This window comes from Bradyrhizobium sp. HKCCYLRH3097 (assembly GCF_051167875.1).
Taxonomy (GTDB): Bacteria; Pseudomonadota; Alphaproteobacteria; order Rhizobiales; family Xanthobacteraceae; genus Bradyrhizobium.
The window spans coordinates 1,191,852-1,214,744 of record NZ_JBNPTX010000001.1 but is presented as its reverse complement, the minus strand read 5'-3'; the positions used below and the strand labels follow the sequence as shown (position 1 = coordinate 1,214,744).

At 65.5% G+C, this 22,893-nt stretch carries 17 protein-coding genes; 6 read left to right on the top strand and 11 right to left on the bottom strand.

What is annotated here, in order from left to right:
• Window positions 1-9 precede the first annotated feature (9 nt).
• The 5 genes from ACQR0U_RS05460 to ACQR0U_RS05440 all read right to left on the bottom strand — a co-directional run bounded on the left by ACQR0U_RS05460 (window position 10) and on the right by ACQR0U_RS05440 (window position 4,548).
• Window positions 10-912, bottom strand: coding sequence for a TPM domain-containing protein (locus tag ACQR0U_RS05460; RefSeq protein WP_315713967.1), 903 nt, complete (start codon window positions 910-912; stop codon window positions 10-12).
• Between the two features lie 15 nt (window positions 913-927).
• Complete coding sequence (locus ACQR0U_RS05455) at window positions 928-1,539, bottom strand: LemA family protein (protein WP_315713966.1); 612 nt, start codon at window positions 1,537-1,539, stop codon at window positions 928-930.
• Between the two features lie 289 nt (window positions 1,540-1,828).
• The gene (locus ACQR0U_RS05450; RefSeq protein WP_315713965.1) at window positions 1,829-2,845 is read right to left on the bottom strand and encodes an ABC transporter substrate-binding protein; all 1,017 of its coding nucleotides are present in this window, start codon (window positions 2,843-2,845) and stop codon (window positions 1,829-1,831) included.
• A 40-nt stretch (window positions 2,846-2,885) separates the two neighbouring features.
• Window positions 2,886-3,752, bottom strand: coding sequence for an ABC transporter permease (locus ACQR0U_RS05445; RefSeq protein ID WP_315713964.1), 867 nt, complete (start codon window positions 3,750-3,752; stop codon window positions 2,886-2,888).
• Window positions 3,753-3,768: 16 nt separating this feature from the next.
• Window positions 3,769-4,548, bottom strand: a complete 780-nt coding sequence (locus ACQR0U_RS05440; RefSeq protein ID WP_315713963.1) for an ABC transporter ATP-binding protein — start codon at window positions 4,546-4,548, stop codon at window positions 3,769-3,771.
• Between the two features lie 119 nt (window positions 4,549-4,667).
• Between ACQR0U_RS05440 and ACQR0U_RS05435 the strand changes: the two genes are divergently transcribed.
• The 3 genes from ACQR0U_RS05435 (at window position 4,668) to ACQR0U_RS05425 (ending at window position 10,407) form a co-directional block, all read left to right on the top strand.
• Window positions 4,668-5,333: a response regulator transcription factor gene (locus ACQR0U_RS05435; RefSeq protein ID WP_315713962.1), complete on the top strand. Its 666-nt coding sequence runs from the start codon at window positions 4,668-4,670 to the stop codon at window positions 5,331-5,333.
• Window positions 5,308-6,732: a sensor histidine kinase gene (locus ACQR0U_RS05430; protein ID WP_316165733.1), complete on the top strand. Its 1,425-nt coding sequence runs from the start codon at window positions 5,308-5,310 to the stop codon at window positions 6,730-6,732. Before ACQR0U_RS05435 ends, ACQR0U_RS05430 begins: the two co-directional genes overlap by 26 nt.
• A gap of 1,239 nt (window positions 6,733-7,971) precedes the next feature.
• Window positions 7,972-10,407, top strand: coding sequence for a hypothetical protein (locus tag ACQR0U_RS05425; RefSeq protein WP_316165734.1), 2,436 nt, complete (start codon window positions 7,972-7,974; stop codon window positions 10,405-10,407).
• Between the two features lie 422 nt (window positions 10,408-10,829).
• On the opposite strand, the gene ACQR0U_RS05420 is transcribed toward ACQR0U_RS05425, so the two are convergent.
• The 4 genes from ACQR0U_RS05420 to ACQR0U_RS05405 all read right to left on the bottom strand — a co-directional run bounded on the left by ACQR0U_RS05420 (window position 10,830) and on the right by ACQR0U_RS05405 (window position 16,134).
• The gene (locus ACQR0U_RS05420) at window positions 10,830-11,858 is read right to left on the bottom strand and encodes a linear amide C-N hydrolase (protein WP_316175438.1); all 1,029 of its coding nucleotides are present in this window, start codon (window positions 11,856-11,858) and stop codon (window positions 10,830-10,832) included.
• 419 nt (window positions 11,859-12,277) lie between these two features.
• A complete protein-coding gene (locus tag ACQR0U_RS05415) occupies window positions 12,278-14,617 on the bottom strand; it encodes a xanthine dehydrogenase family protein molybdopterin-binding subunit (RefSeq protein ID WP_434842685.1) in 2,340 nt (779 codons plus the stop codon).
• Window positions 14,618-14,896: 279 nt separating this feature from the next.
• Window positions 14,897-15,772 (bottom strand): dihydrodipicolinate synthase family protein, encoded by an 876-nt coding sequence (locus ACQR0U_RS05410; protein WP_315713956.1) that lies wholly within the window; start codon window positions 15,770-15,772, stop codon window positions 14,897-14,899.
• Window positions 15,773-15,966: 194 nt separating this feature from the next.
• Complete coding sequence (locus tag ACQR0U_RS05405) at window positions 15,967-16,134, bottom strand: hypothetical protein (RefSeq protein WP_316165740.1); 168 nt, start codon at window positions 16,132-16,134, stop codon at window positions 15,967-15,969.
• Between the two features lie 129 nt (window positions 16,135-16,263).
• Between ACQR0U_RS05405 and ACQR0U_RS05400 the strand changes: the two genes are divergently transcribed.
• The gene (locus tag ACQR0U_RS05400; protein ID WP_434842684.1) at window positions 16,264-17,334 is read left to right on the top strand and encodes a DnaJ domain-containing protein; all 1,071 of its coding nucleotides are present in this window, start codon (window positions 16,264-16,266) and stop codon (window positions 17,332-17,334) included.
• A gap of 93 nt (window positions 17,335-17,427) precedes the next feature.
• Window positions 17,428-18,564 carry a GGDEF domain-containing protein gene (locus ACQR0U_RS05395; protein ID WP_315713953.1) on the top strand — a complete coding sequence of 379 codons (1,137 nt, stop codon included), beginning with the start codon at window positions 17,428-17,430 and terminating at the stop codon, window positions 18,562-18,564.
• A 16-nt stretch (window positions 18,565-18,580) separates the two neighbouring features.
• On the opposite strand, the gene ACQR0U_RS05390 is transcribed toward ACQR0U_RS05395, so the two are convergent.
• Complete coding sequence (locus ACQR0U_RS05390; RefSeq protein ID WP_315752636.1) at window positions 18,581-19,510, bottom strand: CobW family GTP-binding protein; 930 nt, start codon at window positions 19,508-19,510, stop codon at window positions 18,581-18,583.
• Window positions 19,507-21,000 (bottom strand): amidohydrolase family protein, encoded by a 1,494-nt coding sequence (locus tag ACQR0U_RS05385; RefSeq protein WP_315826045.1) that lies wholly within the window; start codon window positions 20,998-21,000, stop codon window positions 19,507-19,509. Before ACQR0U_RS05385 ends, ACQR0U_RS05390 begins: the two co-directional genes overlap by 4 nt.
• Window positions 21,001-21,216: 216 nt before the next feature.
• Here ACQR0U_RS05385 and ggt point away from each other — a divergent pair, with 216 nt between their 5' ends.
• Complete coding sequence (gene ggt / locus ACQR0U_RS05380; RefSeq protein ID WP_316169455.1) at window positions 21,217-22,890, top strand: gamma-glutamyltransferase; 1,674 nt, start codon at window positions 21,217-21,219, stop codon at window positions 22,888-22,890.
• Window positions 22,891-22,893 lie beyond the last annotated feature (3 nt).

Sequence of the window (22,893 nt, the reverse complement as noted above, 5' to 3'; positions counted from 1 at the left end):
GCCTCGTCCTCACCAGTTGCCCGAGGCGCCGCCGCCACCAAAACTGCCGCCGCCGCCCGAGAAGCTGCCGCTGTCGCTCGAGCTGCCGCTGCTCCAGCCGCCGGATGACGAGCCGCTCGACCAGCCGCTGCCGCGGCGCCCGCCCGACGTCGGCATCGACGAGGACAAGCCGCCGGCGATGAAGGCAATGACGATGCCGGCCACGCTGGACAGCAGCGCAAGCGTGATCGATCCCACGAGCACCCAGGTCAGAATCCCCAGCGCGCCGCCGGTCGCAAGCGAACCCAGCAGCCGCCCGAACAAGGCCCGCAGCACGCCACCAATAAAGATCGCACCGAAGAAGGCGACAGGTGCGAACGAGGAGATGGTGTCGATATCAAGATCCGTGCCGTGCGAGGCCTGCGGCTGCGGCACCGGCAGACTCTCGCCATTGATCACGCCGATGATGCGGTCGACGCCGGCGTCGATGCCGCCGGCGAAATCGCCGCTGCGAAATCTTGGCGTGATGACCTCGTCGATGATGCGCCGCGCGGTGACGTCGGTGAGGCTGCCTTCGAGGCCGTAGCCGACCTCGATGCGCAGCTTGCGGTCGTTCTTGGCGATCACCAGCAGCGCGCCGTCGTCGACCTTCTTGCGCCCGATCTTCCAGGCCTCGGCGACGCGGAGCGAAAACTGCTCGATGGTCTCCGGCTGCGTCGTCGGCACGATCAGCACCGCGACCTGGCTCCCCTTGCGGGTTTCCAGGTCCTTCAGCTTCTGCGTGAGGCCTGCGATGTCCGAGGAGGACAGCGTGCCGGTCTGGTCGACGACGCGGCCGGTGAGCTGCGGCACCGCGACGTCCGCCAGCACGATCGTCGCGAGGCAGACCAACAGCGTCGCAAGCAGCGCCTTGAGGACCGGCAGCGCGCGCACGATTCCCTGCTCCGGCTATTTCGACGGCGCAGGCGACGGCGCGTTGAAATCGACCTTCGGCGCGACCGATATCTCGCGCTCGTTCTCGACGGTGAAGTTGGCCTTTTCCTTGTAGCCGAAGACCATCGCGGTCAGGTTGTTCGGGAAGGTGCGGATGCCGACGTTGTACTCCTGCACCGCCTTGATGTAGCGGTTGCGCGCCACCGTGATGCGGTTCTCGGTGCCTTCGAGCTGGGACATCAGGTCGCGGAACAGCGCGTCCGATTTGAGCTGGGGGTAATTCTCGGTGACGACCAGCAGCCGCGACAATGCTCCGGTCAGTTCGCTCTGCGCCGCCTGGAACTTCTGCAGCGCCGCGGGATCGTTGACGACGTCGGGCGTGGCCTGCACGCTGCCGACCTTGGCGCGGGCGTTGGTGACGCCGAGCAGCACGTCCTTCTCCTGCTGGGCAAAGCCCTTCACGCTGTTGACCAGGTTGGGCACGAGGTCGGCGCGGCGTTGATACTGGTTGACGACCTCGGACCAAGCCGCCTTGACCTGCTCGTCATTGGTCTGGATGGCGTTGTAGCCGCAATTGGTCAGGCTCAGCGTCATCAGTGCCGCCAGCACGGTCAGCAATCTCCGCATCGCGCGTCCCCCTCTTCATCCGGTTGTACCGCCTTCACACAGCACAGCTTTGGCGACGGCGCAATGACGGCAGCCGGCCGCCGGACATGGGTCGCGGCGGCCGGTGCGTCGGTTCAGGGAGGTTCCGGGTCTGCCGCGGATGCGGGTCATTCGCGCGGAATGACCCGCGGAGAGAGGCAATGTCGTCTTTGCAGCGGGACTCGCGGCTGGATGATGGGCCTGCGCCAACCACACACCCCGTCATTCCGGGGCATCCGCGCGCCCCGGACGACACCATAGGCGCTTACGCTCAACTGCCCTTGCGGTCGCGTAGCTGGGTCACGAACATGTCCTGCCAGCTCGCCGGTTTGACCTTGATCGAGCCGACGCCGTGCATGAACTCGGCGATCTTCAGCACGCCCTCCGGCGTCGACGAGAACCAGGTGTCCTTGTCCTGCAGCATCTCCAGCACGTCCTCCTTGGTGGTCTTCACCTTGGCGGTGCGGGCATAGATCTCGGCCGCGGCAGCCTTGTCGTTGGCGATCAGCGTGCAGGCCTCGTCGAGCGCGTCGAGGAACGCCTGCACGACCTTGGGATTGGCGTCGACGAAGCGCTTGGGCGCGAACACCACGTCCATCGTCATCCGTCCGAGCACGTCGGCGGAATTGGCAACGCGGCGGATCTTCGAATCCTTCAGCTCGATGTAGGAGAACGGCGGCGAGGTGAAATGCGCCGTGATCTCGGTCTTGCCCGAGGTGAGCGCCGCCAGCGCCTCCGGATGCGGCAGGCCGACGGTCATCGGATCGAGCTTGGCGTAATTCTCCTTGCCGAACTCCTGCGCCGCCATCATCTGCAGCATGACCGCCGAAAGCGAGGTCTTGATGCCCGGCAGGGCGATCTTGTCGCTCGGCTTGAAATCCTTCAGCGACTTGATCTCAGGATTGTTGGTGTTCATCCACAGCGAGGTCGAGCTGAGGCCGCTGACGCCGACCACCTCAACCGCCGGAATGCCCTTGGCCTTGGCCCACAGCGTGATGAAGCCGGGCGCGCCGGTGCCGGCGATGTCGAGCGAGCCGGCCATCATCGCGTCGTTGATGATGTTGCCGCCGTCGAGCATCTGCCAGTTCACCTTGAACGGACCGAGCCCGGCCTTCTCCGCCTGCTTCTCCATCAGCTTCTGATCCTCCATCACGATCAGCGGCAGATAGAGGATGCCGTAGCCCTTGGAGAGCCTGATCTCCTTGACCTCGGCCTGCGAAGCGCCGGTGGCGCCGAGCAGCGCGGTGAGGCCGAGCGCGGCGGCCGTGAATGATTTGCTCCAGGACATGGTCGTCTCCTTCCCTGTTGTTGTGCTTATAACTCGAAGTTCAGTGCTGCATGCCCCAGCGCCGCACCGTCTTGCGCTCGATGGTCGCGAACACGACGTTCTCGACGACGAGGCCGATGAAGATCACGGTGAACAGGCCGGCGAAGACGTTGGCCGTCTCCAACTGGTTGCGGTTCTCGAAGATGAACCAGCCGAGGCCGCCGGAGCCCGAGGATACGCCGAATACCAGCTCGGCCGCGATCAGGGTGCGCCAGGCGAAGGCCCAGCCCACCTTCAGGCCGGTGAGGATGGCCGGAAATGCAGCCGGGATCAGGATGAAGCGCACCAGCTTCAACCCGCGCAGGCCGTAGTTCAGGCCGACCATGCGCAAGGTGTTCGACACCGAGCGGAAGCCGGAATGGGTGTTGAGCGCGATCGCCCACAACACCGAATGCACCAGCACGAAGATGATGCTGCCCTTGCCGAGGCCGAACCAGATCAGCGCCAGCGGCAGCAACGCGATCGCCGGCAGCGGATTGAACATCGAGGTCAGCGCCTCCAGCATGTCGGCGCCGATCCGCGAGCCGATCGCGATCGTGGTCAGCACGGCCGCCAGCGCGATGCCGATGCCGTAGCCGATCAGCAGCGTCTCCAGCGACACGAGGGTGCGCGCAGGGATGATGCCGTTGCCGATGTTCTCGAAGAAGGCTGAGAGCGTGTCGGTGAAGGTCGGAAACAACAGGGGATTGCCGAGCCACAGGCCATAGGCCTGCCACAGCGCGGCGAGCGCCACCAGGATGATGGCCTTGCGGACCGCACCGATATGGTAGATGCGTTCCAGCCAGGACAGGCTCGCCTCGACCTTGACGTCGCCGAGGGGCGTGTCTGCATTGACGATTTCGGGGCGCAGCGCCAGCGTCTCGCTCATGGATGCTCTCCTCGTCTCAGTGTTGGCCGAACAGCATGTCGTTGATGCGCCCTTCGAGGGCGACCTGTTCGGGCGAGCCCATCGTGCCCGGCGGCACGCTGTTGAGCTCGGCGCGGACGCGGCCGGGATGCGGCGACAGCAGCAGGATGCGGGAGCCGATCTTGATCGCCTCCTCGATCGAATGCGTCACGAACAGCACGGTGAAGCGGGTGTCCTGCCAGAGCTGCAGCAGCTCGTCCTGCATCTTGCGCCGGGTCAGCGCGTCCAAGGCGGCGAACGGCTCGTCCATCAAGAGCACGTCGGGCTCCATCGCCATGCCCCTGGCGATCGCGACCCGCTGCTTCATGCCGCCGGAGAGCATATGCGGATAGGAGTCGATGAACTTGGTGAGGCCGACCTTGTCGATATAGGACTTGGCGCGCTCGTTGGCTTCCGCGGTGCCGAGCCGGCCGCTGGCGGTCAGCGCGAACACGACGTTCTCGCGCACCGTCTTCCACGGCAGCAGCTGGTCGAACTCCTGGAATACCATCATGCGGTCCGGGCCGGGCTCGCTGACATCGTGGCCCTTGAGGCGGATGCGGCCCTCGGTCGGCTTCAGATAGCCGCCGATCGCCTTGAGAAGCGTGGATTTGCCGCAGCCGGAGGGGCCGAGCAGCACGAAACGGTCGGAATCGAAGACCTTGAAGTCGACGCGGTAGGTCGCCGTGACCAAGGTGTCCGGCGTCTTGTACTGGAGCGTCACGCCCTCGACCGAGAGCAGCGGCTCGAACTGAGATGGCGATTGATGGACGGTCATCGTCCTCCCCTCCTTTATATTGCAATGCGAAATTTCGCTCGGTGCACTTCGGCGCCCTTATTCGAAGTGATAGAGGAGGAGACTGACGCGAACCTGACTCCGAGGCGGACAACAAGACCTTGCGCATCCTGCTGGTGGAAGACACGCCCGAGATCGGCGCCGCCGTGACCAGCCGGTTCGAACGGATCGGCTATGCCGTCGACTGGGAAAAGGACGGCCGCACCGCGAGCGAGCTGATCGAGGTGCAGACCTATGACCTTATCGTGCTCGACGTGATGCTGCCGAACATGGACGGCTTTGCCGTGCTCAAGCACCTGCGCAAGCGCGGCCTGCGCACGCCGGTGCTGGTGCTGACCGCGCGCTCGGCGGTCGACGACCGGATCGGCGCGCTCGACCTCGGCGCCGACGACTACCTGATCAAGCCGTTCGACTATCGCGAGCTGGAGGCGCGGGCGCGGGCGCTGCTGCGCCGGGCCGCCGGCCAGTCCGACAATCTGCTGACCCTGGGGCCGCTGGTGATCGACCGCGCCGGGCGCACCGCCAGCGTCGCCGGCCAACCGCTGGACCTGACGCGGCGCGAGCTGACCGTGCTGGAAATCCTCGCCGCACGCCCTGGGCGTTACGTCGCCAAGGAGGAGCTGGTCGAGCAGCTCTTCAGCTTCGACCAGGATCCGAGCCCCAACGCCGTCGAGCAGTTCGTCGCGCGTCTCAGGCGCAAGCTGGCGGCGACATCCGTCGAGATCAAGACCGAGCGCGGCCTTGGCTATCAGCTCCACGCTTCGTGACCTCAGGACCTCGCTGCGCGCGCGGCTGCTGATCGCGATCGGCGCGATCCTGGCCGTCGGCGCCATCGTGCTGAGCCTCGCCGCCTGGCAATATGCCGCCACCGCCGCGCGCGACGCCTATGACAAGCTGCTCGCCGGCGGCGCCGTGCAGATCGCCGAGAACATCTACATGCAGGGTGGCGTCGTGACGCTGGATCCGCCGGCGGCAGCGTTTGCGACATTGTCGGCCTATGACCTCGTGTTCTATCGCGTCACCGATCCGCGCGGCGTCGTCGTCGCCGGCTATGACGATCTCGCCGTCACCGCGCCCGCCAGGGCGCTGCGTGAGGGCGTCGTCCTGCGAGACGGCATCTATCGCGACCAGGCGGTGCGCATCGCGGCCGTGGCGCGCAAGCTCGACGGCGCGCCCGGCGACGGCTGGAGCGAGATCGTGCTGGCGCAGACCTTGCGCGCCCGCGACGCGCTGACCTGGGATCTCGCCTCCAAGGCGATCGGCCTGATCGCTGCGATGAGCCTGCTGGCGCTGGTGGCGACTGCGCTGTGCCTGCGGCTGGTGTTCGCGCCGCTGACGCGGATCGAGGCCGAGATCGTCAAGCGACGGCCGGACGATCTCAGCCCGATCGCGATCACGCCGCCGCGCGAGGTGCGCGCGCTGGTCGGCGCGATCGACGGCTTCATGCAGCGCCTCGCCGAGCGCATCGCGCTGATGCAGCGCTTCATCGCCGACGCCACCCACCAGCTGCGCACGCCGCTGGCGGCGATCGATGCCGAGGTCGAGCTGCTGAGCGATCAGACCAAGGACCCGAAGGCGCTCGACAGGCTGCGCGGTCGCATCGCGGATCTCGCCCGCCTCACCAGCCAACTGCTCGATCACGCCATGATCCAGCACCGCGCCCAAGCACCGCGCTTCGCCGCGGTCGATATCAACGCGCTGGCGAAATCGGTGCTGTCGCAGAGCGTGCCGCTCTCTCTCGATCGCGAAGTCTCCGTCAGCTTCGTGCCATCGGAGGACGAGGTGATGCTCGCCGCCGACGCCATCAGCCTGCGCGAGGCGCTCGCCAATCTCATTCACAACGCGCTGGCGCATGGCGCGCGGACCCGGCTGATGGTGACGGTGGGAAGAACCGCGACGCATGTTGCGATCATGGTCTGGGACGACGGACCTGGGATCGCAGCCGACGCGCAGCAACGCCTGCTGACCCCGTTCCAGAAGGGCGACGGCTCCCACGGCTCAGGCCTCGGCCTCGCCATTGCGAGCGAGGTCGCGCAGGCCCATGGCGGCCGGCTGCGGTTCAGCGGAGTGGCAGGCGACTTCAGTGTGCGACTGGAGCTGCCGGTCGATCGGTCGACAGCAGTCGATCCACGTCCAGATTCACAGCTCAAACAGCAGCAGACATGACGTCGTCGTCCCGCGGCGGATCACGCCCGGGTCTTGCGATCGACATGCCCTTTCGAAGATCGAGAGGGCGCAGGGAAGGCCGGGAGCTCGCCGCCCCCATGGCCCCCGTGCGAACAAAATGCACGGGGCAGGAACCACAGGTTCGGCCGAGACATCCCGGCCTTCCCTGCGCGACGGTTTTAACGCATATATCGTGCTCTTCTCGGTGCACCGGGCTTTTTGGCCACCGTCGTCGCTCGGATCATCACCCAAGCAACTTAGCATCAGCGTCGGGATGCCAGAACCACACGACTTCACGTCCGCCCTCGCCGCGTTCGTCTCACGCCGCAAAAACGTCCATCGCATCCCCGCCTCGCGTGTCGTGACGATCGCGCGCAACGCCCCATCTCGTTGAGGCGGGATGGACGCATCATCCATGATTTCTGATAAAAAGAAAGAGGAAAATTTCGGGACTAGGGCCTCACCAGCCCTTGCGCGTTGAAACGGCTGGCGAAATGAATTTTTCCGCGCACATGATTTTCGTCCCCTACGGCACTCCCGTACGATCGGGCCGGCACAATTGGTCGCTTGATTTGCCCGACTCAGCCGGCGAGCAGCCAAGGCGCGGCATCGTTGCCTCGCGGCCTGAACATGGCGGCAGTCGCGCACATGGAAGCTCGGTGGCAGGGGGGACATACGCAACGTCCGGGTCGATGCTCGGCCACCGAGCAAGGTGTTTTTGGAGCGCGCTGAAACCTTGCCGGGGGCAACTCGTCGTGGAGCCATTGGCGCTCGGGAAACCTCCGTTTTCAGCCCGTTGCGGACGTGGGCTACGGGTCAAGGGTGGCTGTGGCCGGCAAGCTGGTGGCGCAGCCGGTGTACCCCCAGCTTCGGAAATGACACCTCCGTTCCGGGACTTACGTTCGTGCAAGAGCTGCCGACGATCGGGTTGGAGCCTTCCGCGCTCGCTTCAGGTCCGCGCGGCTATCGTCGCAAATGTGGCATTCCGCCCCGCCGCCTTGTCCGCATATGGCGCATTGGACATAGCTCTGCCAACATCCGCTTTGACCGCTGATGCGGGAGAGCTTTGACGACGCGTGGCGAATTGCGCGGTCTGGCCACCAAGTCAGATTCCGCGTTCCGCGCAACACCTGAATATTCCGATCAGCACCTTCAGCACGCAACCATTGATTGACAGCGACAATTTACCTCTATCTCATAACCTGTTGGCACCAAACGGGCCGACCCGGGGGCATTGTCGTGCGACGCTGGCGTCTTCTCTTCGTGCTCATGTTGCTGGTCGCGCTTTTCGGTGCGCGCGCCCAACAGCCCATGCCGCAGGCTTCCCTCGACGAGTCGTGCTCCGTAGCGGTCGATCCACGCTGGACCAAACAGGAGCAGTTCGTCTGGGAGCACGTCTGCGCCGGGAAGGATACGGATTTCAACGAAGGGTCAGACTACGGCGGGGACCTCGATCCCAGGAAGCCGGAAGGCTGGCCACAGAATCGCGTGCTGCGACCGGTCTTTCTCGCGACGATCCTGCTCAAGGACCCATACCGCCGTGCCTTGACGCGCCGCGGCGTTGTCATTCGCGGCGCATGGTTCACAGAGGCTGTCGACCTCGCAGGCGCGGAACTCCAGCATTCGCTCGAGCTGACGCGGAGCCGTCTTGAAAAGGGCGCCAGCCTCCAACAAGCAAGATCAAAATATCAAATCAACTTCTCCGGTTCGAAATTTGCAGGCACTCTCGACATGAGCGGGACCGATATCGACGCCGGTCTGTACATGTACGGTAAGGCTGAGTTCGCCGACTTGGACCTTGGCGGTGCACATGTCGGCCGAGTGCTAGTGCTGGTCGGTTCTAAAGTGACCGGCAAACTCAACATGCTGGGCCTTCGAGTCGAGCACGCTCTGCTCGGCTACGCCGAGTTCGCCGAGGTGTACCTTACCGGCGCCCACGTGGGCGGGTTACTAACGCTGGTCGGCTCCAAAGTGACCGGCGAACTCAGCATGAACGGCCTTCGAGTCGACAAATCCCTGCTTATGCACAGCAAGGCCGAGTTCGCTGAGGTGGACCTTACCGGCGCCCATGTGGGCGAACAGTTGGACTTGAGCGGCTCCAAAGTGATTGGCACACTCAATATGAGCGGACTTCAAGTTGACCAGTTTCTGCTCATGCGCGATGGGGCCGAGTTTGCCGAGGTGAATCTGGGCTTCGCGCACGTCGGCAGGCTAGAGCTTAGCGGGTCGAAAGTAGCCGGCAAACTCAACATGAACAGCATTCAAGTCGCGCAATTTCTGCTCATGTACAATAAGGCTGAGTTCGATGAGGTTGAGCTTATCGGGGCCCATGTGGGCGGACAGCTGAACTTGAGTAGCTCCAAAGTGATTGGCAAACTTAGTATGAGCGGACTTCAAGTTGACCAATTTCTGCTCATGCGCGATGCGGCCGAGTTCGCCGAGGTAGACCTTGGCTTTGCGCACGTCGGCAGGTTAGAGCTTAGCGGTTCGAAAGTAGCCGGCAGGCTCAATATGAACGGACTACAAGTCGGCAACGATCTATTCATGGGTGATAAGGCCGAGTTTGCCGACGTAGACCTTGCCGGCGCCCGCGTGGGTGCGCATCTAAACCTGAGCGGTTCGAAGGTGGCCGGAAGGCTCAATATGAGCGAACTACAAGTCGGCCAAGATCTACGCATGGATGACAAGGCCGAGTTCACCCAGGTAGACCTTAGCGGCGCCCACGTGGGCGGACAGCTAGGGCTGGTTGGTTCCAAAGTAGTTGGTAAACTCAATATGAACGGACTTCGAGTTGACCGGTTTCTGCTCATGGCGGCCGAGTTTGCCGAGGTGGATCTTGGCTTTGCGCATGTCGGCGGGTTAGTCCTCGGCCGCTCGAAAGTAGCGGGCGAACTCGACTGTGCCGGCATGGAGGTTGGGCAGCATATCCTCTTGGGTGGCGGCACGAGATTTGATGGCCCGATCAACTGTGGCGCTGCCAGGATCAAAGGCAATCTTTACCTGACCGATGGAGAATTTCACCAGAATGTGAATTTGACTGGGGCTGAGATCGGCGGCGAGTTGGCGTTTGGCTCGGCGCGATGGTCGGATGGTGTGACTCTCGGGCTGCGCAACGTCAAGATCGGTCTCATTCCCGCTTTGGCGGATGCCTGGGCCCCGAAGCTCGATGTTGATGGCTTGACTTATCGGAACGCAGGCAGGGCCGACGAATTCGAGAACTGGTTTCGCAAGCTTCTTCGCTACGCGCCACAACCATACGATCAGCTCGCATCCGTTGTTCAGAGCCAGGGGAACAGGGCGCTTGCGACCAGAATCCGATATTCAGGTCGCGAAAGCGAGCGCGCCAAAGCCGTGGGGCGCGAGTGGGCTTGGCTGACCGCCCTCAAATTGGTGGTCGGCTACGGCTATTACCCTCTACGAGCAGCCTTCTGGGCGATCGGTCTGGTGATAGCGGGGGCCACCGTCTTGCGGGTTTCCAGAGAGGGGCCGCGCAACGGAATGCCGTTCGGCCTAGCCTACAGCTTCGACATATTGCTGCCGATCATCCAGTTGCGCAAAAAGCACTACGATTACGATCTGCAAGGCTGGGCCCGCTACTATTTCTATGGGCACAAGATCATGGGCTATGTGCTGGCATCGTTCCTGATCGCCGGGCTTTCGGGCCTCGCTAAATGACGTTCGCCGGGCTCACGGCGAAGCGTCGTGGGCCGCAATCTCGATTTTGGACGACGTTCAGCACGAATGCTTTGCCTGCTACCGGTTTTGAAGACACCGAGCCAACTTTGATGATGAACGCAGGCTATCAGTTCGGCCGAAGGTCTGCTTCGGGTCAGGGGCAGCCGTGGTCGGCAGGCTGATGGCACAGCCGGTCTACCCCCAATTACGATTTGATCGGACCGCCCGGTCATGTCCGGAATTCGCCCGAGGCAGACATCGACCCGTCAGCTCGATCCGTCCTTTACAAACGGCGCGGCGCTTCCAGGCCGGTGCGGTGGCAGGGCTGCACGGTGAGCGGCCGCCAATCATGTCGCGTGGCGTGCAGGCGCCACACCGCAGATATAAAGATGACGTTGTATCTGTCCTCAGGGTTCCGCCCGTCAGGAGCCGCCTTTCTTGAATTCCAGCGGCGCGGCCGGCTTGAACTGGCTGCTCACCTCGCCGACCAGATCCCTGTCCGCCCCGGACAGGTCGAGCTTGCGGATCGGAGCGCCGACGGAAAGGTCCAACAGCGACAAGTTGACCCAGACGATGTTCGGGCTGAGGGTCGATTCGAAGAAATAGAGCCGGTCGGTCGAGTCGGCGACGGCACGCCAGATCGTGTGCGACGCCTCCGGCCGCTTCGGGTCTGGCCGCACGAAAGGCTGCGCCACGTTGCGCATGACCGACAACATGCGGGCCACGGTCTGGCGGGTGTCCGACGGCTTGGTCTGGTTCTGGATGTAATAGGCGGCGCGGACGAAGCGGTCGGCCGCTTCGCTCGTCCCCGGCAGCGCTTCGGTGCCGCCAAAGACGTGGTATTTCTTCAGATTGGCGAGCTGCTCGGGGAAGGGCGGCGAGTTCGTCATGACCAGATAGCGGCGGTCGTGATGAACGCGCACCTTGCCACCATCGACGATTTCGATGATCGCCGAATCGCCCGTCGCGTCCGAAAGCGACAAATGCACGGTCGCCGTCGCGTATCCGGGCATGCCGGCGGCGATGAGTTGATAGCGACCGGTTTCGATGTCGGCCACCGCCTCGGCAACGGTGGCAAAGTTGTCGAGGTTGTATTGCGCCCATAGCGACAGCGCGAGGCCGGGGCGCTTGAGATCGCGCTTTCCGTAATCGCTCTCGGAGAGCCACAGCAGGTTGGCGACAAGACCTTTTTCATTCATGCCGTCGGCGATCGCCAGATTATAAACCGCCCCGCCGACGCTGCCGTATTTCGACGTCCAGCTCAGTTCGTTGTCGTCGCCGCTCTCGCCTTTGCGCGCAAGGCCGCGCGGAAAGGCCCAGAGATCGGTGCGCATGTCTTCGGGCCAATCCATGTTGCGCCCGGTGACAACGGCCTGACCATTATCGGCCCAGAGGACGCGCGAACACGCGTCCGCCAGAGATGATCCAAACGCGACGATTGCCAAAGCCATCGCCCCGCTCATCACGCCCGCACACCGCCGCATGGTCACGCTCCTCGTTGTGTTCAATACAATCTAGAGGCGAGTGCGAGTCGGCGACCTTGATCTGGGTCAATCATCGTCGGTCGCGGCGCCGCGACGATTCGCATGAGATCGTTGTCTTGCCGGGCTCGGCGGGGCGATCCGACAGCATCGTCCCCTCAGGTGCGCAATTGCACCGAAAATCTCGAGATTCTGGATTCAGCCCTGACGGGCTGCCCCGGAATGGCGGGCTATGACGCAGCAAGATCAGTCGCCGCTGCGCATGCAGGGGGCGCGACCAGATGCGGGCGTGACCCTCGCCGCTCTCGTCACTGAACAGCTCGGCGTAGCTCGCGCGTTGAGCGACGCAACAGGAGCACGTCCGGCGCGGGAGCGTCCCGCGCGCTCGCTCAGGCCGACGCTTTGGCCTTTGCCGCCTTCGCCTCGGAGATCGCCGCCCACACCTTCTCCGGCGTCAGCGGCGTCTGCAGGTTGGTGATCCCCAGCTCGAACAGCGCATCCATCACGCCGTTGGTGACGCAGGGCGGGCCGCCGATGGCGCCGGATTCGCCGCAGCCCTTGGCCCCCAGCGGGTTGGTCTTGCACGGCGCGGAATCGTCGAGCGTGACCACGATCGGCGGCACGTCGTCGGCGCGCGGGATGCAATAGTCCTGATAGGTGGCGGTCAGGAGCTGGCCGTCGGCATCGTAGGCGACGTTCTCGTACAGCGCCTGGCCGATGCCCTGCGCGACGCCGCCATGGATCTGGCCGGCGACCAGCATCGGATTGACGGCGACGCCGACGTCGTCGACCGTGGTGTAGCGCACCACGCGGCTGATGCCGGTCTCCGGATCGATCTCGACCTCGCAGACATGCGTGCCGTTCGGCCAGCTCGGACCGTCGACCTCGCCCTCGCTGTCGACCGACAGCTTGGCGCCCTGCTCCTTCCCGGCGATGTCGAACAGGCTGATGCGGCGGTCGGTGCCGACGACGGTGAGGAAGCCGTCGCGATACTCGATGTCCTCGACCGCGGTCTCCAGCAGGTTGGACGCCTTCTCGCGCGCCTTGGTGATGAGGTCGTTCGACGACACCGCCACCGCCGTGCCGCCGACGAACAGCGAGCGCGAGCCGACGCTGCCGAAGCCGGTGGCGAGATCGGTGTCGCCCTGCACGACGTCGATCTTGTCCAGGGGAATGCCGAGCGTGTCGGAGATCATCTGCGTATAGGTGGTCTGCAGGCCCTGCCCCATCGCCATGGTGCCGGAATGCAGGATGACGCGGCCCTCGGAGGTCGCGTGCAGCGATACCTTCTCGGTGTGGGCGCGGCCGCCGGTCCATTCGATGTAGCTGGTCAGGCCGCGGCCGTAGAGCATGCCGCGCTTCTTCGCCTCGCGCTTACGCGCGTTGAAGCCGTCCCAATCGGCAAGCTTGGACGCGCGCTCCAGCATGTGGGCAAAGGCGCCGGAATCATACACCTGGCCGACGGCGTTGGTGTAGGGGAGCTGCGCCGGCTTGATGTAGTTGGTCTTGCGGATGGCGCGCGGATCGATCCCGATCTGGCGCGCGGCCGCATCGAACAGCCGCTCGACGATGAACACCGCCTCGGGGCGTCCGGCACCGCGATAGGCGCCGACCGGCGCCGTATGCGTCATCACGGTCTTCACCTCGAAATGCACCAGCGGCAGATCATAGACGCCGGTCTGCACGAATGGCCCGAGCACCAGCGGGATGATGTTGGCCGCGCCCGACGAATAGGCGCCGGTGGCGCCGATCGAGCGCACGCGATAGGCCAGCACCCTGCCCTTGGCATCGAGCGCGAACTCGGCGGTCGAGGTGAGGTCGCGGCCATGGGTGCCGCCGACGAACTCGTCGGTGCGCTCGGCGCGCCAGCGGATCTTCTTGTTAAGCTTGGTCGCGGCATAGGCGACGATGCCGTCCTCCGGATAGAGGTTGGTCTTCTGGCCGAAGCCGCCGCCGATGTCGCCGACCAGCACGCGCACACTTTCCTTGGGCCGCTTCAGCACGGCTTCCGCCAGCACGTCGCGGGTCGAGGCCGGGGTCTGCGATTGCACATGGAGCAGCAGCCGGCCGGTCTTCTTCTCGATCTCGGCAATGGTCGAGCGCGGCTCCATCGCCGAGGGCACCAGGCGCTGGCTGGTGATGTCGAGCGAGACCTTGTGCGCAGCGCCGGCGAACGCCGCCTCGACCTTGGCGGCATCGCCATAGCTCATCGCGGCGACGATGTTGTCCGGCGCCTCGGCCCAGACCACGGGCGCGCCTGGCGCGAGCGCCTTCACCGGATCGGTCACCGCCGGCAGCACCTCGTAATCGACGACGATCGCTTCCGCGGCCTCCTGCGCGACCGTGCGCGAGGTCGCGACCACGGCGGCGACCGCCTCGCCGGTGAAGCGGACGATCTCATGGGCAAGCAGGCGGCGCGGCGGCACCGTCATCGGCTTGCCGTCAGGACGCTTGAAGATTGCCAGGGTCGGAATGGTGCCGACATCGTCAGCGACGAGGTCCGCGCCGGTGTAAATCGCCTGCACGCCCGCGATCTCGCGGGCAGCGGCGGTGTCGATCGACAGGATCCTGGCATGCGCATGCGGGGAGCGCAGCACGTAGAGCCACAGCGCGCCGTCCTCTGCCTTGTCGTCGATGAACTGCCCCTTCCCGGTCAGCAGCCGCTGATCCTCCAGGCGCTTGAGGGGCTGCCCCGCACCAAACCGCATATTGTTGGGAAGAATGTTCATTCGTCAGTCCTTGGTCAGTTCAATGAATTTGGCAGGGTCTTAGCGGATCGGCGTTGCGGTGGCCAACACGTGTTTAAGCTGGTGCGTCATGACGAACCGTCATTCCGGGGGCGCGCGCAGCGCGAGCCCGGATTCCATAACCACGACCGGTAGTTTGGAGGCTCGATGTCTCCATGTCTGCCCACCCGAGAGGCCGCGGAGTATGGATTCCGGGCTCAGCCCTTTGGGCTGCCCCGGAATGACGATGAGGAGAGAGCGCGGGCCAAAGCCGGGGCTAGCTCACCCCAGGCTGCGCAGTACCTCTTCGACGACCTTGCGCTGCTCGGGCGAGAGCGGGGCCTGCGGCGGCACGGGATCGCCGACGTCGTAGCCCTGGATCGACAGGCCGGCCTTGATGCAGGCCGCGAGGTTGAAGCGGGCGAAGGCCTCGTTGACGCGCCACAGCTTCTTCTGCAGCAGCATCGCATCGTCCCAGCAGGACGCCTTGCAGAGATTGTAGAGCGCGACGCTCTGGCGCGGGATGATGCAGGCCGGCCCGGCCATCCAGCCCTTGCCGCCGATCAGCATCACCGCGGCCGGAATGTGTGAGGACGCCGCGAACACCTTGATGGCGTCGCCGCAGCGATTGATGATCGACAACAGCCGGCCGGTGTTGGTCGAAGCGTCCTTGATGTAGTTGATGCGCGGATGCTCGGCGAGGCGCGCGATGACGTCGAGCGACAGGTCGGAACGCTGGAACTGCGGATTGGTGTAGATGACGACGGGAACGTCGACGGCATCGGCAATCGCCCGGAAATACGCCTCGATACCGGTGTCGTTGACCGGGAAGTAGGCTTCGAGCACCGCCAGGATGCCGGTTGCGCCGCGCTTCTGGTAAGCCTTGGCCTGCGCCACCGCGTCAGCGGTCGCAGTCGAGGCCACGCCTGCGATCACGGGAACGCGGCCCTGGGCGGCATCGATGGTTGTCTCCACGACGGTCATGCGCTGGGCACGATCGAGATAGGCGAACTCGCCGGTGGAGCCGAGCGGCGTCAGGCCGTGCACACCGGCAAGGATCAGATCGTCGCAAAGACGCCCCAGCACCTCCGTACGGATCGTTCCATCCGCGCCGATCGGCGAGGCCAGGTAGGGAAAGACACCGTGAAATTCAGTCATGCGGCCGGTATAGCGGCCGGGCCGCTGGTTCCGCAAGGCGGCCGCCGAAGCGAGAGGCGCCCTTCTCAGGCCCGGCCTGTTGCCCGCAGCGACATCTGCCTCAGGGACCTGACACCAGCGGACAGGAGCCGGTGTGTAGCAGCGCCACACTGCCGCGATGGAATGCGGGGTGTTGCCGCAAACCGAGCTGCCAATCAGCTCACGTTAAATCCGGCTTCAAACTTTCTCTTCACCATAGGTGCATGTCCCGCGGCGGAGGCGGTCAGAGGGCAGCGATTCAATCTGGGATTGCGCGCACCGTGGCGAAGAAGGACGAGCGCGATGACCTCAAACACGGCAAAAATGGCTACGAACTTCGCCATTTTCAGTCATTTTTCCGCCGGATTGACCAACCATCATGCGAAGCGGAAAGAGTTAGTACGAGTGCTCCAGCGTAAATTCGCCGTAGGAATTTCGATCGGAGACGAGGGAAGCCTGCAGCGAGAACGACGATGAAGACGCTTTACGATTTACTCGGAGCTCTTCCGGACGATGACGCTGACGATATCCGGGCGGCCTTCCGCAAAGCGGTCAAAGAGAGCCACCCCGACGTCAATCCCGGCGATCCGGATGCCGCGCTGCGGTTTCGACAGATCATCCGCGCCAACGACATTCTCGGCGACAAGGAGCAGCGCACGGCCTATGACCGGCTGCTCGGCGCCGCGCAGGACGAGCATCAGCAGGATTCCAAGCTGGCCGTCGTCGCCAAGGTCCACAAGGTTGCGTCCGGCGTGATGGCGCTGGCCGGTGCGTCCGTCGTGGCGCTAACCGGCTACCTGCTGTTCACCCACATGTCGTCGGCTTCCGTCGCGCCGCTCAAGCCGATCGTGGTTGCGACCAACAAGGTCAAGCCGAACGAGGTTCCCGCCAAACCGATCGATAGCGCCACTGAGGCGGCGACGGCCGGCGATGCGGCCGCGAATTCCGGCGGCGAGACGGCTGCCAGCGCAACGGTCGGCAGCGCATCGGGCAGCAATGCCTCGGTATCCGCCGATCCGCTTCCGCTACGCGTCAGCAAGATCGACACGGTCTATTCTGCCGAGCAGGAGCGTGCGCCCTGCGCGGCAGGCGCGACCGCGCCATGCACGGCGGATGCAATGCTCGCCGGGGGTACGGCTTCGAACGAGGCCCAGGCCCATCACGATCGCGGCATGGCCGCGTTCCAGAAGGGCGACTTCGCGGCGGCGCTGGCCGATCTCGACGCGGCGATCCAGCTCGATCCCCGCTACCATGAGGCCTATATCGACCGCGGCATCGTGTTCTATCGCATGCGCAAGTTCGACCGCGCCTTTGCCGACGTTGCGGCCGCAAAGCGCATCGAGAAGACGAACCGCGCCGTACTCGACGCGATGGCGAAGCGTCAGCCGCTGCGGCCGCTGAAGCTCGAGCCGCCAAAGTCCGACATCAAGGCGGAGACGCCGAAGGCAGAGGCGCCGAAAGTGGCGGCGGCGGCGCCGATGCCCTCGCGGATGTCGACGGCGACGCCGGTCTATCCAACCACCGACCCCAGCCGCGCCCCCTGAGCGATTGACGAAGATTTAAGGTAACTCCGAACCTTCGTCGCGCGAATCGTTCGCGCCCATCAACTGTTAGGAAAGGTGTCCCATGGTGTTCCCATGGGACATGGGCTGCTTTCCAGATTCATCCATCCGAACCCGGCGATCCGGCGCGAGCTCGTCGATCTGCTGTACACGTCTCTGCCGCAGGTCATGTCGATCAACGCGGCCGCCATCACCGGCTCGGTCACGCTTGCGGTCCTGCACGGCGATCCCGGCTACATCGCGATCACGTTCGCGATCATCGTCAACGCCATCGGTCGCGTGGTCAGCCTGCTGCGCTACAAACAATATGCGGGACGCCTGTCCGATCGCGACGTGATCCTCTGGGAGAAAGTCTACGCCGCGGGCGCCGCCGCCTTCGGCCTTGCGCTTGGCGCTCTCACCTTCCGCGCGTTCCAGCTCAACGATGCTCCGGGCGCATGGATCGCCTTCGGCCTGTCGATGTCCTATTGCGTCGGCATGGTGTCGCGCGCGGCGATCCGCCCGTGGGTCGTGCTGACGACAACCGCCGTGCTGCTCGCCCCGACGCTCATCGCCGGATTGATGCGCCCGGAGCTGCCCTATCAGCTCGGGGCCGTCCTGCTGGTGCTGTTCTGGTTCTCGATCCGCGAAGCCTCGCGCCATCTCAGCACCGCGTTCATCGAGCGGCTCGAGGCCAAGCACGCGCTGGCCCGCCAGGCCAACCATGATTTCCTGACCGACCTGCCCAACCGGGCGGCCTTCCTGGCTGCGCTCGAACGCACGACCCGGACTGTCGCGATCATTGCCATCGATCTCGACGGCTTCAAGCCCGTCAACGACCGCCATGGCCACCACGCCGGCGACGACCTGCTGCGTCAGGTCGCAGCCCGGCTGTCGAGCTGTGTCGGCCAGGGCGGTCTCGCCGCGCGCTTCGGCGGCGATGAGTTCATGCTGCTGAAGCCGGTGACGGGCGGCGCGGACGGACGCGACGAGGCGCTGGCGCTGGCGCGCGAAGCAATCCGCTCGCTGTCGATGCCATTCCTGCTGTCCGACATCCCCGTGGTGATCGGCGCCAGCGCCGGCCTGCTGGTGAACGACCGGCCGCTCACGGACGAGTCCATGGACGAGGTGCTGCGCCAGGTCGACAGCGCGCTCTATGCCGCCAAGCGCGCCGGGGGCGGCTGCTGTACCTGGGCCGAGGCCGCGGACGGCGCATTGCGGCAGGCGGGCTGACGCGCGGCCTTCGATCTCAGGCGACGATCACCTCGTGCAGCAGCGCGTCGATCTCGCCGGCGTCGAGCTCACCTTCGCGTCCGATCAGCACGAGCTGGGCCGTGAGGCCATCGGCGGGCGACACCGGCGACGGCGCCAAGGTGCCGCGCGTCGCCACCGACTGAAACAGGATCGGCTGTCCCGGATGGTCGGTGAACAGCAGGATGCCCTTGATGCGCAGGGTGCGCGGCGCGAGCTTTCCGATCACCTGCTGGAAGCGGGCCAGCGACAGCTGAGCACGGGAGGTCCAGGTGAGGGTTGCGAAAGGTTGCGACATCGTCGGCACCTGCTTGGGCAGCTCTCGCGGCGCGCGAATGTCGCGGCTGAACAGCAGGTCCGGCGCGACGACGCCATGCGCGATCTCGAAGATCGCCGATTGCGGCTTGGTGCCGCCGACGACGGCGCGGGCCGCATCGAGCGCGGCGCGGTCGAGCAGATCGGCCTTGGTCAGCAGCACGAAATCCGCGGCCCGCAACTGCGAGCGCCACAGCACATCCTGTTCGATCTCGGGGTCATCGCGCAGCCGCTGCGGGTCGACCAAGGTGACGACCGTCTCGAGCGGCGCCACCTTGAAGATCACGGGATCCATCAGGCTGCGAATGATTTCGGCGGGATCGGAAATGCCCGATGTCTCGATCGCAATCGCGTCGGGTGCCGGATCGCGCTTGATGACGGAGGACAGCGTGCGCAGCAGGTCGCCCTGCAGCGAGCAGCAAATGCAGCCGTTCTTGAGGCTGATCACCTCCTCGGTGACGGTGCCGAGCAATTGCGCGTCGATATCGACCGCGCCGAAGTCGTTGACAACAGCGGCGATGCGCCGTCCGTCCGGATTGGCGAGCAGATGATTGAGCAGGGTCGTCTTGCCGGCACCGAGCGATCCGGCGACCAGCAGGACCGGGACGATCATGACAGGACCGGACGGCGTACCGCCTGCCCCGGCCGGACGTCGCGAACGAGCTCGCCATCGGTGATGACGGCGCGGCCATTGACGAGCAGATGCCGTACGCCCTCGGACGGCCGGTTCATGTTGAGGAAGTCGGCGCGGTCGCGCAGGCTGGCGAGATCGAGCACGGCGATGTCGGCGTCGCAGCCGGCCTGCAGCCGTCCCTTCTTGCGCATCGCGGGCGTCGACGGTTCCAGAATCCGGGCCGGGATCAGCGTGCACTTGGCGAGGCCCTCCATCAGCGGCACCGCCTTGCGGTCCAGCACCCATTCGCGCAGGAATTTCGTGAACGTCGCCGATGAGCGCGGATGCGACACCGCGTCATCCGGCAGCGGCCAGGCGTCGCCGGTGTAGTCCGTGCCGTTGGACAGGATCCACGGCATCGCATCGGAGGCGATGGCGCCGCCCGGAAACAGCACGGAGACGTCGAGCAGGTCGCGGTGGCGCTGGTTGACGGCGACATCGAGGAAATGGATCAGCACCAATGCGCCGGGATCGTCCTGCTGCCGCGCCAGCAATTCGTCACGGCTGCCGAGCCGATGGCGCTCGGCGACCATCTCGATTGCGTCATAGCCGGTGCCCATGCGCTGGCAGAACGCGGGATCGGCGAAGAAGCCGGCGCCGACCACGGTCGAGCCGGTGCCGTAGGGATAGGCTTCGGTCGTGACCTTCAGGCCTTGCTTCTGCGCGGTCTGCACCAGCTCGGCGCAGCGCTCGACATCCTGCAGGCTGGTGCTGTTGAAATGGCAGATGTGCATGTGGGCGCCGGTCGAGCCGGCCAGCCCGATCAGCCGCGTGTAGGCATCGACTGAGCTGCGCGGATCGACGTTCGACATATAGGCGATGTGCGTGTAGGTCGGCACGTCGTGCTTGGCCGCCAGGCTGCACAGCTCCGACAGCTCCTTCATGCCGGTGCCGGGCGCGTAGGCGTTCGGGAAGGCAATGCCGAGACCGCCCTGCTCCAGACCCTGCCGCGTGCGCTCGACGATCTCGGCGGTCTCGGCAGCCGTGGCGACCTCCTCGACCCAACGCTTGTCGCGCATCGCCTCGCCCATGCCGGCGATGTTGGACGCGGTCTGCTGCGTCGTCATCGTCGCGATCCGCGCGAACACCCAGCCCGACGCTGCGCCGTAGTTCAGAAGGCGGCCGATCGCCGCCTGCTCGTCATACCAGCGCGCCACCGGCATCACGCCGATCTCGAGCTCGAGCGTGGTGGTGACGCCGTCGAAGGCCTGCATGCGGTCGGCCGGCAGCGACTGGCCATGCGCGTGCAGATCGATGAAGCCGGGCACGACGGCGAGGCCGGCCGCATCGACCACCTGATCGGCGGCCCCGCCGACATCGCCCACGGCAGCGATCGCGCCATCCTTGATGGCGACATCGGCCGTGGCGTCGAGCTTCGTTTCCGGGTCGAGCACGCGACCGCCGCGAATGATCAGATCGTAGTGAGGCATGAAATCAGCTGGGCTCGCGAGGTGGAACTGCGCCCAGGCCTAACACAGATGCGCGGCGATGAGAACGCGGCGGGAGAGATCGATGCTCTCCGAGCCATGCGTGGCGCACTTATCAGTTCGTCGAGCTGGGGCGCCGCTCTTCCCCTTGCGCAAGGGATCGGGCAGGATTGCGAAAGACGACCTCTCGGCATCCGCCGTTCGACAGAGGAGACCCGAATGGCTTCGCACATACGGCGCATCGCCGACTTCACCTGCGAGAAGCAGCCGGCGACGGGCTCGCGCGGCATGGTGGTGACCAATCATCCGCTCGCCTCCAGCGCCGGTGCCGAGATGCTGATGCGTGACGGCAACGCGATCGATGCCGCGGTCGCCGCGCTGTTCGCGCTGACGGTGGTCGAGCCGATGATGGTCGGCATTCTCGGCGGCGGGCTGTCGCACATCCGCCTTGCGGATGGACGGCACATCGTGCTCGACGGATTGAGCACCGCGCCGCGGCGCGCCACGCCAGGAATGTATGATCCGGTCTCCGACGAGATCACGCTGGCGCGCGAGACCCGCGGCCGCCGCAACGTCGCAGGCGCGCTCGCGGTCGCCGTGCCCGGCGCGCTGAAGGGATGGTGCGAGGCCCTGTCGCGCTTCGGCCGGCTGCCGCTGGCCGAAGTGATGGCGCCGGCGATCCGGCTCGCTGAGCACGGCTTCATCGCCAGTCCCTATCTCAACGATTGCGTGCGGCTGGTCGCGGACGACCTCGCGCGCGACCCGCATCTGTCGACGCTGTTCCTGCCGGGCGGCGAGCCCGTCAGGCCAGGCACGCGCGTGATCCAGACCGACTATGCGGCATCGCTGCGGCTGATCGCGGAGCAAGGACCGGACGCTCTCTATGGCGGGCCGCTCGGGATCGCGCTGGCCGACTACACGGCCGACAATGGCGGGCTGATCGATGCGAGCGACCTCGCCGCCTACAAGGTGATCGAACGCGCGCCGATCCGCGGCCACTATCGCGGCCATGAGATCATCGGCCCGCCGCCGCCCTCCTCCAGCGGCGTGCACATCGTGCAGATGCTGAACATCCTCGAGGGTTTCGACGTCGGCGGGCTCGGCTTCGGTTCGGCCGATGGCGTGCACGTGCTTGCCGAAGCCTTGAAGATCGCCTTTGCCGACCGGGCGGTCGCCACCGCCGATCCCGCTTTCGTCGACGTGCCGGTCGAGCGGCTGACGTCGAAGGCCTATGCCGCGCAGCGGCGGGCGCAGATCGACATGAGCCGGGCCCGGAGCTTCGGCCCGGGCCTTGCGCCGACGGAGTCCGCCAACACCACCCATGTCACGGTCGCCGATGCCGAGGGCAACGTCGTCGCGGCGACCCAGACCATCAACGGCCTGTTCGGCGCCTGCGTACAGATCCCGGGCACCGGCATGACCGCCAACAACTACATGTACAATTTCGATCCGCATCCGGGCCGCGCGCTGTCGATCCAGCCGGGCAAGCGCGTCTTCACCTCGATGGCGCCGATGATGGCGCTGCGCGACGGCCGCTTGCGCTATGCGCTCGGCCTGCCCGGCGGCCTGCGCATCTTTCCCTCGGCCTTCCAGGCGCTGGTCAACCTGATCGACCACGGCATGTCGCTGCAGGAGGCGGTCGAGGCGCCGCGGCTCTGGACGCAGGGCGGCGTGCTCGAGCTCGAGCCGGCGTTTCCCGACCATGTGGCGCGGGAGCTCGCCGCACGCGGGCACGAGATCAAACGCGAGCCGGTCGTGGCCGGCGGCATGAACGCGATCGCGTTCGGCGACGACGGCACGCTGACGGGAGCCGCGTGCTGGCGCGCCGACGGCACCCCGATCGCGATCTCCGGCGGGCGCGCCCGCGCCGGGCTTCGCTTCGCCATCGCGTGAGCT